This window comes from Flavobacterium sp. KY-23415 (genome assembly GCF_055384985.1).
In genome coordinates, this window is sequence record NZ_AP044001.1 from 2,524,564 (window position 1) to 2,538,763 (window position 14,200).

Consider the following 14,200-nt stretch of genomic DNA (forward strand, 5'->3'; position numbering starts at 1 on the left):
CTGTTTATTTGTTACTGTTTTGGTAAGAATGCGGAAATGTCTATGTTTAATCCTTTAGCAATTGCCATCCCTAGAGTTGGGCTTACTCTGAACCAATGGCATAACTGGCGGTTAATGATTGTGTCTCGTTTTGGCCCCGTCACACCATTCATAGACCCCACAATGTTTTCAATGGTGTTTTGTTGTTCTTGTGTGGTCATTACTTTTTCAAATAAATCGCGAGGTTGTGAGTAATGATCGTCGTCATTCTGATTTCTGTCAAAGAACCCTACTTCGTTGCTGTCTAAGGAATAATTCTTTTCTTCATAGGCTTTGTCTTCATAGTTACCATCAAAACTATTAGGGTAATAATTAGGATTGCTTTCTCCATTACCATCAAAACGCATAGCACCATCTCTGTGGTAGTTGTTTGTGCTATAAGGACAGCGGTTCACAGGCAAGCTATTATAATTTGCTCCCACGCGATAACGTTGTGCGTCTGGATATGCAAAAAGACGACCTTGCAGCATTTTGTCTGGAGAAAAACCAATACCATCTACTAAATTTGAAGGAGAGAAAGCAGCTTGTTCTACATCTTGAAAATAGTTATGAGGAATTTCATTTAATTCCATTTCTCCAACATCAATTAAAGGGAAATCTTTATGAGGCCAAACTTTTGTTAGGTCGAAAGGATTCCATTTAAAGTTTTTGGCATCTTCTAAAGTCATAATTTGAATTTTGAAGGCATATTTTGGATAATCACCTTTCTCAATAGCTTCAACTAAGTCTCTTTGTGCAAAGTCTGGATCGATCCCTTTTAATTCGGTGGCTTCTTTGTCTGTAAAAGTTTTGTTTCCTTGTTTGGTTTTATAATGAAACTTCACATAGTAGCGTTCGTTTTCTTTGTTAATAAACGAAAAAGTATGACTTCCATACCCATTCATAAAACGATAGCCATTTGGTGTTCCTCTATCCGACATAAGGATTAAAACCTGATGCAAACTTTCTGGATTTAGTGACCAATAATCCCAAACCATGGTTGCGTCTTTGCAATTTGTTTTCGGGTTGCGTTTTTGGGTATGTATAAAATCGGGAAATTTTTTAGGGTCTTTTATGAAAAAAATTGGTGTGTTGTTGCCCACAATATCCCAGTTGCCATCTTCTGTATAAAATTTCACAGCAAAACCTCTTGGGTCTCTCTCTGTGTCTGCCGATCCTTTTTCTCCACCAACAGTAGAAAAACGCACAAAGATTTTGGTCTCTTTTCCTATTTCTGAGAAAATTTTAGCACGTGTGTATTTTGAAATATCATGAGTAACGGTAAATTTCCCGTAGGCACCTGTACCTTTCGCATGAACCACACGCTCAGGTATTCTTTCTCTATTGAATTGTGCTAGTTTTTCTTGTAGAAAGAAATCTTGCAATAAAACAGGGCCTCTTGCACCAACAGTTTGTGAATCTTCATAATGATGAACAGGACAGCCTGTATTTGTTGTTATTTTTTTATTGTTTGACATAATGTAATTATTTGATCGTTTTATAGTTACAAATGTCTCTTTTCTCTGCGTGAATAAACTATAAATAAAATAGATTGATTTAATATTTTAATAGTTTTTTATTATTGTTTTAGTAATAAGGCTTGTTAAGAACTGAAAAACAGGTTCTTTTTTTATAATGAATTCTCTTGAGGATAGCTGTTAAAAATGAAAAATGAGCTGTTGTAATGAGAAAATATCCTAATTTATATGTTAAATTTTCTGTAATTTTGAAATTGACTCATCTTAGTAATCTTTTTTTTTATTTCTTTGCAAAAAATAAATACAACAATGAAAAAAATTTTAACACTAGTAAGCGCAATCGCTTTGGTTTTTACATCATGTTCAAGTGATGATTCGGCAACAAATGAAAATGAAAACAGTCTTTTGAAAAAAACAATCCTTACTGAAGGAGGAAATACAGAGACTTATGATTGGACTTATGATGGGAATAAGCTTGTGAGCAATATTTCTAATGGCGGTTCAAAACTATTATATGCTTATACAGGAGATTTATTAACAAAAATAGAAGATTTTGATGGTGCGTCTTTAGAATTTACTACGAATTATTTTTATAATAATGGGAAATTAGTTTCTATGGAAGAAATTTCAACAGGTAGTTCTCAAAAAGAAAGAACTGACTATACCCATAACTCTGACGGCACAGTTTCTTTTACTAAATATTCTGTTGTGATAGCAACGAATGCAACGAGCACAATTAATCATGGGAAATTATTTTTTGCCAACAATAATATTATTAAGAGAGAGGAAATTAGTACCTATTCAACTAAAACAACAACATATTTGTATGATGATAAGAAAAATCCATTTATGAATGTTGTTGGACTTGATAAGTTGTTTGATGACACAAGGTCTTCAAAGAATAATGTAGTTAAAGAAACTGAAGTTGTTGAAGATACTTTTGGAGGAACTACCAATACTTATATTACTACAAATGTATATACTTATAATGCGAGTGGTTACCCAATAACAGTTGTTGAAACTCAACAATCAGGAGATGTAGCATCTTATCAATTGCTTTATTAACATTATAAAGAAAATAAAACTAAGGAACCCAAGACCAAGTGTTTTGGGTTTCTTTTTTATTGCTATTTTTGATAAAAAAAAATACTAAAATGCAATTTCGAACCGCCGTTCCAATTCCTAAAATTTCAATGCCCATCGATTATCAATCAAAGATAGTTTCTTTAGGCTCTTGTTTTGCAGAAAATATAGGAAAGAAATTCGAATATTATAAGTTTCAAAATAGTGTGAATCCTTTTGGTATTATTTTTAATGCAGTATCTTTAGAAAAAGTAATAGCAAGAAGTATTACTAAAAATTATTTCACAGAAAATGATATTTTCTGTCATAATGATTTGTGGCATAGCTATGAAGTGCATTCAGAATTATCAAATCCAGATAGAGATGCTTTTTTAAAACAATTGAATGAATTAATTGATGTCACCCATTTACAGTTAAAAGAAGCGACACACTGCAGCATTACCCTAGGCACTTCTTGGGTCTATCTATTAAATGAAACGAAGGAAGTTGTAGCCAATTGTCATAAAGTACCACAAAAACAGTTTTCAAAACAATTACTATCTATACAGGATATTGAAACAAGTTTGCAAAATATGGTGTCTTTAATTGCGTCAGTAAATCCAAATTGTAATTTCATTTTTACCGTTTCTCCTGTGCGACATAGTAAAGACGGTTTTGTAGAAAACAATGTTAGCAAAGCACATTTAATTAGTGCCATCTATAATAGTCTTAATACCGAGCACTTAAAAGGGAATTCAAGCTACTTTCCTTCCTATGAGATTATGATGGACGAATTGCGCGATTATCGTTTCTATGCAGAAGATATGTTGCACCCAAATGCAATTGCGATAGACTATATTTGGGAACAGTTTAAGACCAGAAACATTGCAGCAACAAGTTTTTCAACTATGGAAGAAGTGACAACCATTCAAAAAGCATTAGCACACCGACCTTTTAATCCAAATTCGGAAAGTCATTTAAAATTTCTTGAAAAAATAAAAGAAAAAATCAATTTTCTTCAAGATCAATTTTCACACATACAATTCTAAAAAAGAAGACCATGAAGGCTAACTATTTTTTATGCTGCATTTTTTTGTTGTTTGTTAAAACATTTTCACAAGAAATTATTTTTGAAGATAATTTTGAAAAAGACAATTACGGTTTAGCTTCAGACGAAGACGGATTTAAAATAACGTTCAAAGAAAAGGCAATGATTTTAGCCAACAATAACGAAAAGAGTACCAAATGGCAATTAATCACATTAAATAAAAATTTAGAAAATATCGATTTTGATGCAGAAGCACATATCTCGCTCGTGCAATCTCAATTTGGAGTTTCTAGTTATGGCTTTGTTTGGGCTTGTAATAAAAACTATACCAATTATCATGTGGTAAATCTAAATGGAGATAGAGAAAATGAAAGCTATTGGTACCGTGATAAAAGTAAAAAATACGATTTAAATTGGACACCCAATAAAAATTGTTTGGGTAAAGGCAAGGGCGAAAATAAAATAAAAATAAGCAAAAGAGCCCAAAACGTAACTATTTATCTTAACGATAAAATAATTGCTAAAACCAACAATACCTTTTCCTATGGTGATAATTTTGGTTTCCTACTAGACCCTCAAACCACAATAAAGGTAACCAAATTAAAAGTTACAAAATTTCCGTTATCTATAAATGTTGTTCCAAATTTTGATCCCAAATTGAAAATTGAAAAGCTACCCAACTTTATTTCTACCTATGATATAGATGAAAAAAATCCGGTTATTTCACCCGATGGCAAAACACTCTATTTTGTTAGAAGAGGTGCCTCTCCAAAAAACGGAGGAAGCAAAAATAAGGTTTGGTATGCAGAATTTAAAAATAATAGATGGACATCGCCTCAAAATAGTGGAAAACCAATCAATAACGAATCACACAATTTTGTAATATCGGTTTCGCCAGACAATAATAGTTTGTTGCTTAATGGTTTGTATCATGCAAATGGTACATATGCAGGCGAAGGTATTTCATTAAGCACAAGAGCAGCTAATGGTTGGAATGTGCCTAAAGAGCAAAAAATAAAAGGGTACTTCAATAAAAACAAGTTTGTAGGGTTCTTTTTAGCAAATGACAACAAACACCTTTTAATGGCAGTAGAAAGAGAAAAAGGATATGGCAAACTAGATTTGTTCGTTAGCTTTTTAGAAGCAGAAGGACAATGGTCTGTTCCTGTAAACTTGGGAAACACCATCAATACAGAACAGAATGAAGGGAATCCTTTTTTAGCGTCTGACGGTAAAACATTATACTTTGCAAGCGATGGTCATCCAGGCTATGGAGGGCTAGACTTGTTCGTTTGCAAACGATTAGATGATAGTTGGACAAATTGGTCATCTCCTAAAAATTTAGGAAATATAATTAATACTACCGATGATGATTTTAGCATCTATCTAACAGCAAAAGGAGATAAGGCCTATTTGAGTAGAAATAACGATTTGTATGAATTTGCAAATATAATTGAACAAGACCCAGTAACGTTGGTAAAAGGAAAAGTTTTCGATGCAAAAACCAATCAAATTATTAGTGCAGAAATTGTCTATAATGACCTAAAAACAAATAAAGAGCTAGGAAAAGCAATCACCGACCCCAAAACAGGAGAATATGCCATTGTTTTGCCTTATGGAGGAAAATATAGCTTTATGGCAAAAAAAGAAGGATATTATGCGGTAACGCAAAATGTTAATCTTTATAATCTAGATCAATATAAAGAAATTGCAATTGATTTGTATTTGAGCCCCATAGAAAAAGGGCAAACCATTCGTTTGAATAATATTTTCTTTGAATCGGGTAAATATGAATTATTGCCAGAGTCGAATGCTGAGTTAGAAAAACTATTTAAAATTTTAGTTGATAATGCACAACTCACTATCGAAATTTCGGGTCATACAGATGCCATTGGAGAAGAACAAGATAATTTAATATTGTCAACCCATAGAGCCAATGCAGTAATGAAATATCTTTTAGCAAGAGGAATTCAAAAAGGAAGATTAACAGCAAAAGGTTATGGCGAAACAAAATTTATCGCAACAAATGAAACAGAAGAAGGCAAACAGCAGAATAGGAGAGTAGAATTTTCTATATTAAAAATATAAATAGAGAAACGAAATACTTATTTCAAGCTACAAATTTCTTTAGTATCTTCGTTTAAAATTAAATAATCAAATTATGGGAATATTTAGTGGTTTAACCGAAATTAGAAAATGGCTAGTTGTTGTGTTGCTAGGTTTGGTATTGTTTTTTGGGTATAAATTTTTTACAAATTCAAACCCAACGTCAACAATAGAGTCAGATACAAAACTCATTCAGCAACAAATTAAAAATGTGGGTAAGTTGGTAGTAACCGAAGGTCATTTTGCAGAAGTGCTAACCTATAAGGACCAAAAGAAAACCTATATTCCTGGATTAACTTTTGATAAAAAAGCCCTAGTGGTTATTAATGCCGACGTAACCGTAGGTTTCGATTTGAGCCAAGTGACCTATGATATTGACGAAGTAAACAAAATACTAACCATTACCAATATCCCAAAAGAAGAAATAAAAATTAGTCCAGACATTAAATATTATAATACAGAATCGAGTACGTTTAATGAGTTTACAGGAGCAGATCACAACAAAATAAATCAACTAGCAAAAGAATCGTTGGCAAAACAAATTGAAAAATCGACGTTGAAAACCAATGCTAAAAACAGATTGTTGTCAGAATTGTTTAAGATGCAAATTGTAACTAGCGCTATGGGTTGGACGTTGCAATATAATGGCAATATCATTCAAAAAGAAAGCGATTTGAAATTGTGATTCATTCTAAGAATAGTAACAAAAAAGGTGTCGGAAATTTTTCCAACACCTTTTTTGTTAAGCCTAAATTAACGAGAGTTCGATATAAATTAATTGGTTTTCCTCCGTCACATCGAGTGTTTTCAATGTAGCATGCAGAATTGAAAATGTATCGAGATGTTATAAATATCCTATTAATTAGTTTTCGATAGATTTTTACTCCATTTTATTACGTAAAAAATACTCAAACTGACGAAACATCTTTATTTATACTTCTTTAAAATTTTATGTCTAACTCGTGTTAAATTATGTATTTAGATTTTGTTATGAGCGAAATAGATGCAAAAGAAATTGCTTATAATTTACTTTGCAAACTTGTCCAACCACCACCATTAATACAATCTATACCATTTTGTTTCAAAATAGTAGTTGCCTGTGCGCTTCTCATGCCCGATCTGCAACAAGCAATCACGGGTTTGTTCCATTTTTTAATTTCAGCAATTTTTCCGTTTAAAACCTGTAAAGCAATATTTTTTGAACCCTCAATGTGTCCGTCAGCAAACTCATCTGCAGTTCTAACATCTAAAATGACTGCACCTTTAGCAATGAATTGTTCAATTTCACTGTTTTTATTTCCTAATCCTAATATGTTTAAAAGTCCCATAATTTTTTTTTACAAATTTATAACTCTAATATCTAATCAGCTGTAACAAAAGTTACTAAATTGTGGTGTCGTTTTTAAAAATAGTCATTATGAAGTTTACACTTACTTTTTTTGTCTTTCTTTTTTTTCTGCAATCGTTTTCGCAGCAAGACTATCATGTGGCACCGTTTGGTAATAACGCTAACAGTGGGAGCTTAGTAGCGCCTTGGCAAACAATTGAATATGGTTTAAGTCAATTGACAAGCGGAAGTGTTTTGTTAGTGCATACAGGTATATATAATGAGAAAATAAATATACCAGTACATAATATTGTGTTAAGAAAATATGCAGGAGCTAATGTAATTATAGACGCAACAGCCATAAACACCCAAACTGCAGTTCTTTCAATAATTAATAAAAGCAATATTGTAATTGACGGTTTTGAAATTAGAAACAACATACAAAACGATGCGCAAGGCATACTTGTGCAGGGAAAAGGAGAAAATATAACAATACAAAATTGTAAGTTGCACGATATTCATTTTTCTGCAAACCCGAATGAATTAGTTAGTGCTTCTACAAATGCACAAGGAATTATTGTTTATGGTACTGATGCTTCAACCCCAATTCGCAATTTGAAAATTATTAATAACGAATTATATGACTGTAGAATAGGTTTTAGCGAAGGCATAGCAGTAAATGGTAATATTGATGGTTTTGAAATAACAAACAATAATGTGCACCATCTCACCAATATTGGTATAGATGTTATAGGGAACGAAAAAGTATGCCCAAATGCGGTTAATGATAAGGCAAGAAATGGAAAGTTGAAAGGAAATAAAGTACATCATTGCATTTCGCCCTATGCAGTTTCTGCAGGAATATATGTAGATGGAGGCAAGGATGTGGTAATAGAAAATAATAGTAGTTATCATAATGGTTACGGGATAGAAATTGGCTGCGAAAGGAAAAGAAAAACAACTGAAAACATAATCGTTAGGAATAATGTTTTGTACGATAATATGAGGGCAGGAATTGCTTTAGGCGGCTATGATTATCCTAATGGTTCTGGAAAAGTAATGCATGCTTCGGTAACGAATAACACTTTTCTGAAGAATGACATCTCTCATTCAACCAAAGGGGAAATTTATTTGTCCTATTCTGAAAGTTCTAGAATTGAAAGTAATATTTTTTATATGTCGGCAGGTAATAATTTGATTTTTGCCGAATTAACACAACCCAATTTACGTTTCGATTACAATCTTTTCTATAATGAGTATTCTACAGTAAATTTTAATGCGAATTGGAACGGTTCTGGCTATACTTCATTTTCAGATTTTGTTGCAGGAACAGGGACTAATAATTTTTCAATTTTTGCCGATCCGCAATTGTTGTCTGTAAACCTAAATTCTCCAGATTTTCATATTCCAGTAGATTCTCCTTGTGTTAATGGAGGGAATCCAAGCTATAGTGCAGGACAAAATGAAACAGATTATTATAATAACCCTCGCATTCAAGATGGGATAGTAGATATTGGAGCAAATGAGTGTAACAGTACCACAAGTATTCAAGTAGTGCTATATCCAAACCCTATTGAAACTGGATTGAAAATTGAAACAAGTGAATCAATACTTTCTGTTGAATTGTTTGATGCAGAAGGAAGTAAGAAAGAAATCAATATGGAAAATTCTGTAATCGACATGAGTAATTTTCCGTCGGGGAATTACTTTTTGCATATTACAACAACTTCGCACAAGAGAATTGAACAAATTTTTAAAAAATGATTCCCATTGTGAAGTGAATTTTCTGTAAAATAATTTAATCTATAAAAACAACAAAGGTTACTTATGTCCTTTTTTTAGGAATATAAGTAACCTAAGATATTTTTTAGCACTCTATTTTTTAGGCAGTAACCTTTTCAAGAATTAAATTTAAACCATTATCTATTAATTGGCTCACCTCTGGTCTTGCTAATTTAACAGCAGCAAGATGGTTAACTACTTTGTTTAATAGATCGGTGTCGTTAGTTTGTTTTGCTAATTCTGCAATCTCCACACTCAATAACCAATCTTTTCTATGATTTGCAGAAACAGCCCCAAAAGCTTCTTTTAGTGTGGTGGTAGCCTCTTTTCCTTCACGAAGATTGCGAACGCTTTGATACAGAATTTCTAATTCCTGTTTCTCGGCAGAAACTTTAGGTTTTATTGTTGTAGAGGAAGGCACATGTGTAATCATGTCGAAACTATTCACATCGGCAGGACCAGAAAAAGCAGCAATGACTTCTTTACCAATCGCCATGTCATAAATGCCCCATTCTGGTTGAAAAAGCATTTCTCCCTTGTGAGTCACAGTGCAATCTCTAAGTTTAATTAATAAAATTTCACCTTTTAAATTGCGTGTTCCCGTTACAATGATTCCCGAAACAATTATATTTCCTTCAAATTCGAGAATTACTTTTTCTCCTTCAAAAATATCATAGGCTCTCAAATCTCTCGGACTCATGTCTTCGATAGCCAAATTAATACCTTTTAGCATCCCTATTGGGCTACCAAAACCTTCTGCATGATAGGCAGTTCCATGTCCAACAAGTTCTTTTTCTCTATACGAAAGTGCAGTTTTTCCTGTTGTTTGCACATAAACAGGTTTGCCGTTATGTTCAATCACATTAGTAAAAACACCAGATACTTGAAGCCCTGTGCTCAATTCTATAGTACCTAACGATTTAGAATCGATTAATTTTTTAATGCCAGACAATCCACCAGTGCGTAAAGCCATGGTGTTTGCAAACTCTTCTAAAACCGAACTTAAATGTGCAAAATCTGGCGTTACATAGAGTTGAGGTTGTGGTTTGGTAATATCAAAACTTTGATTAGCAGCCGAAATATCATAAGGAATCTTCTTCACATTATCGGTCATGCACCACGCACTTTCTCCAATAGAAGAAAGCAAACCAGCACCATATATTTTAGGATTGCTAACAGTGCCAATCAAACCATATTCAACAGTCCACCAGTGCAAATTTCGAATGCGAGCCATTTCCGACAATTCACCCATATTATTTTGAAGAAAATCAACCTGATCTTCTGCGGCTTTAATTTCGCTTTCTGGAGTATCTTCTGCTTCTTTCAAAATAGAAAGCAAACGAATGGCTTCATACATCTCATAATCATGAGAAGAAGAAATAGCCTTGCAGCCAATTTCACCAAAACGGCGTAAATATTCTGCATATTCTGGGTTTGCAATAATTGGAGCATGCCCAGCACCTTCATGAATAATATCTGGAGCGGGAGTATATTCTATATGTTCTAACTGACGAATATCGGAAGCAATAACCAACACATTATAGGCCTGAAACTCCATAAAAGCATTAGGCGGAATGAAACCATCAACTGCAACTGCTGCCCAACCAATTTCTTTCAAAATGCGGTTCATGCCATACATGTTCGGGATGTTTTCAATCTCCAAACCTGTTTTTTGAAGCCCTTCCAAATAGGATTCGTGAGCCACTTGAGACAAATAGTCCACATTCTTGCGCATCACATAACGCCAAACCGCCTGATTAATAGGGGTGTAATCTTCATAGTCTTGCGGCTTAATGAATTGTTTTAAATGTTTTGGTAGTCTGTCAATCAAAGGGTTGCTTTCAAAATGCGTTTCCATAGTTTCACATAAAATTATTGTTGCGTAAAAATACGAAATTTTTATCTGTCTTTTTCTAGTGTTTTACTACAATATTTGTGAAATGTGTAACAAGGTGTTATGGTTGGGTTTAATATGTTATGTGGAAAAACCTTTGACAAAGTTCTCAATACAAACTAAAAACGTTGTCAAAGGGGAAATTAAGAAAGATTAATTGTTGTTGTAGATAAGTGCATAATCATATAATTTTAAAATCTGTTTTTTACGACTATTGCCTTTAAAAATTCTTAGTAATATTTCTTTCTTTTTACTTTTATTAAATATTTCTTTTTCTAAAGTATCAGATTCGTTAAATAAGTAAGTATTGTGACTAAATAATAATAGTAGAAGTATTATTGATAATTCTTTATCATTTTCTTTATCAAAAAGATTTACTAGTTCAGAGTAAATTTTTTGATCATAAGCTATTTGTAAATTATGATTAATTAAGTATTTTATGATAAGGTCTTTTTTTAAACCTAAATTTATTAGGATATTTAGATTATCTGTAGTGTTTGAAATATTTTCTATCTTTAATTGATTTCTAAGATAAAATCTAAAAAAATCTATTAAAACATTTTCTTCAAAAGGACCTTTAGTAGGTGTAAGTAATTCTTTTAAACCAAAATTTTTGATGAATTGTAATGTTGTTTTAAAATAAGAGTTTGAACTTTCTTCTTTTAAAACGAAATAATATTTAGAAATAAACAAAAATTTATTAATATTTGTTAAATTATCGAATGACTCTTTATTTAATAATTTAAAATCAAATTTATTATTTTCATTTTCTCTATTTGTATTGATTAATGCTATTTCTAGATATAAAGAATAATTTAATTCAGCTAAATCAATTCTGTTAGATTCAATTTCAATTAGCTTATTATCAATAATTCTTTTATTAGTCGGGTTTTCATACATTTTTTTTATAATCTGAAAAATTCTAGAATGTAAGGATTCATTATCAAAGTTTAAAGAATGGAAATTTTCAGATTTGTAATTATCTAACATGAAATCTATTGAACTATTTATTACAGTTGATAAACATTCAATACTTGTATTTTTAAAACTATTAATTGTTGAGAGTAAAAAAGGAAGTGAATTTTTATCTTTTTCTAATTGATAAACAATTAGTTCGTCCATCATTTCAGTATCAGCTTGATTTTTATCGATCATATTAAATAATAACTCTAATACAATGTGCCAAAATGGATTGTCAATATATTTTTCTATTAATTGATTTCTATCATTAGTTTTATTCTTTTTTTCAATATTTGAGTAAATCCAATATGCAGTGTAGTATTCTAAGAAAGTTTTATGAGTAAAATTATTTTCAAAATAAATGGATCTTTTTAAAGCATATTCCATAAAGGCTTCTGCTGTGTTGTATGAATCTGATTCTTCTGCTATCTTTAATTTTTCCAATGTATTTGCAACGGTATACAAAACTTTTTCATAAGTAATTGATAATTTGTCGCTACTTAATTGTTGATATTGCCAATATGCTAAATCAGCTAAAATATTTTCTCTTCTTTTATATATTGAACTATCTAGATTAATTTCCAATTCTTTTTTACTATCATCCCATTTATCAATTAAAGTTTTAGTACAGCTTTGATATATTTCAAGCTTAGATTCGGGTAATGCTAATGTATTTCTGTATATAATTACTATAAGAGATAACAATAACGGATTTGAAATAAGTTCATAATCTATTTCATGAGTTTTTTCTAAAAAACCAGTAACTTCATTTTTTCTAATGTCAGGATTAATTTCTTCTTTTTCATACCATTTTTCTATATATTCTTTAATTTGATTGTCTTGAAAGTTTAATATTTCAAGTTCTTGAAATTCATTATTATTAAATTTAGCTTCATCATAACCTATTATGCGTGATGTTGTCAAAGATTTTGTTTTAGGATATGAATTATGAAAATTTTCAATATCATTTTTTATTTCAATTTTATCTTCAACTTTAAATATTTCATCTAAACCGTCAAAAAAAATTATATTTTCATTTTGATTTAATATAAAGTCTAAATTTTTTTCTGTTATGTTTGAAATACCAAACTCTTCTTCAAGTAATGAATTTAAATATTTTAATATATTTCCTCTATTGCTTTTTTTATATGCAAGATATTTTCTTAGTTCAATCCTAAAAGGTAAATGTTTAATTATTTTTTTATTTTCAAACTCACTTTCTTTATTCTCTAAAATATTACAAATGATTGATTTTATAAGCATTGATTTACCAGAACCTGGGCTTCCTAGAATAATAATCTTATCATAGTTGTTAAATAATTCATCATATGATATCAAGTTTTCAATACCTTCAAAGTCATCTTCAAAGTCATCAAAGTCTATGGGTAACATTTCTGTTTCATCTGGATAGAGATTTTCATGGTCTAAACTATTTTCGATTATTTCATTCATGAAATCATCATCTTCTGTTAAAAGTTCTGGAAAATATAATTCTTCTGAATACATAAATTTAAAAATTGGCTTAACGAATATATCTTGTAAGTCTTTTCTATTTATTTTTTTTGAAATTGAAGCTCCAATACCTAAGCCAATAAAGTTTACTTGAGAAAAATTATTTAAGGCATTCTCTTTATATATTTTATAAAAATTATTATAATTAAATTTTTCTCCTATTCTTTGTTGCAATAATTCCTTAATTTCAGTTACCTCTTTTAGTGATAAATTTGAGTTGTTTGCTATTTGATTTACATCATTTGTAATTCCATAGATTAGAACAAATAGTTCTTTGTCTGAAATAATACTTTCTAATTCTCGATCTTTTAGAAGTTCTTTTTTTAATTCAGTTATAAATTCTAATAAAAAATTTTTTGGTAATGTGTCGGTATCAAATGATTTAGAAATAGAATCAATATCCACAACTGAATTAACAAAAATCAACTTAGTTAATTCTTTATAAACTTGTTCATTTTTAAAGAAATAATCCATCTTTCCACCTAGAACAATAGGGTATTTTTCTTGTAATTTTTGAGAAACTTTTGATACAGCATTATTAAATTTGTCATTTATTGAATCAGATTTTTCTAATAAAGTTGTTATTTTATCAAAGCCTTTGTCTTTTATTTTATCAAGAAGCCAACTTCCAAATAGTATACTAACTGCTGATGTAATTATTGCCATATAATTATTGTAAATTTTTATAAAATTAAAGAAATATCTTTATAGATGTAAAAATATTATCTACCAATATACTCAAAACAAATCTTGTCTCTAGAAAAAACCACCTGTTTTTATAAGTCAGTAAAAATAATAGCGTAATAGGATTAATCCTTACGGGAAAGCGTAATAACCAAAAAAAAATATTTACCTAATTATTCATGCAAACAACAAAAAGTTCCCAAAGAAAGCTTTCTTAAAAAAAGACAAGCCAAAGTAGTTTGTGATAAAAAAAATATAAAAAGAAATTTTATCACAAAAACTGTGATAGAAAAATATAAAAATAAAAACTATCACAAAAGCTGTGATAA

At 30.5% G+C, this 14,200-nt stretch carries 9 protein-coding genes; 5 read left to right on the forward strand and 4 right to left on the reverse strand.

Annotated elements, in window-relative coordinates:
* Positions 1–11: 11 nt before the first annotated feature.
* The gene (locus ACZ49Z_RS10930) at positions 12–1,496 is read right to left on the reverse strand and encodes a catalase (RefSeq protein ID WP_464304356.1); all 1,485 of its coding nucleotides are present in this window, start codon (positions 1,494–1,496) and stop codon (positions 12–14) included.
* A gap of 309 nt (positions 1,497–1,805) precedes the next feature.
* Here ACZ49Z_RS10930 and ACZ49Z_RS10935 point away from each other — a divergent pair, with 309 nt between their 5' ends.
* From ACZ49Z_RS10935 to ACZ49Z_RS10950, 4 genes are all read left to right on the forward strand, one after another.
* On the forward strand, positions 1,806–2,561 hold the full coding sequence (locus ACZ49Z_RS10935; RefSeq protein WP_464304357.1) for a hypothetical protein: 756 nt from the start codon (positions 1,806–1,808) through the stop codon (positions 2,559–2,561).
* 89 nt (positions 2,562–2,650) lie between these two features.
* Positions 2,651–3,607 carry a GSCFA domain-containing protein gene (locus ACZ49Z_RS10940; RefSeq protein ID WP_464304358.1) on the forward strand — a complete coding sequence of 319 codons (957 nt, stop codon included), beginning with the start codon at positions 2,651–2,653 and terminating at the stop codon, positions 3,605–3,607.
* An 11-nt stretch (positions 3,608–3,618) separates the two neighbouring features.
* Positions 3,619–5,694 carry an OmpA family protein gene (locus tag ACZ49Z_RS10945; RefSeq protein WP_464304359.1) on the forward strand — a complete coding sequence of 692 codons (2,076 nt, stop codon included), beginning with the start codon at positions 3,619–3,621 and terminating at the stop codon, positions 5,692–5,694.
* Between the two features lie 73 nt (positions 5,695–5,767).
* The gene (locus ACZ49Z_RS10950; RefSeq protein ID WP_464304360.1) at positions 5,768–6,397 is read left to right on the forward strand and encodes a DUF4230 domain-containing protein; all 630 of its coding nucleotides are present in this window, start codon (positions 5,768–5,770) and stop codon (positions 6,395–6,397) included.
* Between the two features lie 334 nt (positions 6,398–6,731).
* On the opposite strand, the gene ACZ49Z_RS10955 is transcribed toward ACZ49Z_RS10950, so the two are convergent.
* Positions 6,732–7,040, reverse strand: coding sequence for a rhodanese-like domain-containing protein (locus ACZ49Z_RS10955; RefSeq protein WP_464304361.1), 309 nt, complete (start codon positions 7,038–7,040; stop codon positions 6,732–6,734).
* An 89-nt stretch (positions 7,041–7,129) separates the two neighbouring features.
* On the opposite strand from ACZ49Z_RS10955, the gene ACZ49Z_RS10960 reads away from it, so the two are divergent.
* Positions 7,130–8,803, forward strand: a complete 1,674-nt coding sequence (locus ACZ49Z_RS10960; RefSeq protein ID WP_464304362.1) for a right-handed parallel beta-helix repeat-containing protein — start codon at positions 7,130–7,132, stop codon at positions 8,801–8,803.
* Between the two features lie 118 nt (positions 8,804–8,921).
* Here ACZ49Z_RS10960 and ACZ49Z_RS10965 read toward each other — a convergent pair whose 3' ends face one another.
* Positions 8,922–10,679, reverse strand: a complete 1,758-nt coding sequence (locus tag ACZ49Z_RS10965) for an aromatic amino acid hydroxylase (protein ID WP_464304363.1) — start codon at positions 10,677–10,679, stop codon at positions 8,922–8,924.
* A gap of 189 nt (positions 10,680–10,868) precedes the next feature.
* On the reverse strand, positions 10,869–13,853 hold the full coding sequence (locus tag ACZ49Z_RS10970; protein WP_464304364.1) for an NACHT domain-containing protein: 2,985 nt from the start codon (positions 13,851–13,853) through the stop codon (positions 10,869–10,871).
* Between the last annotated feature and the right edge of the window lie 347 nt (positions 13,854–14,200).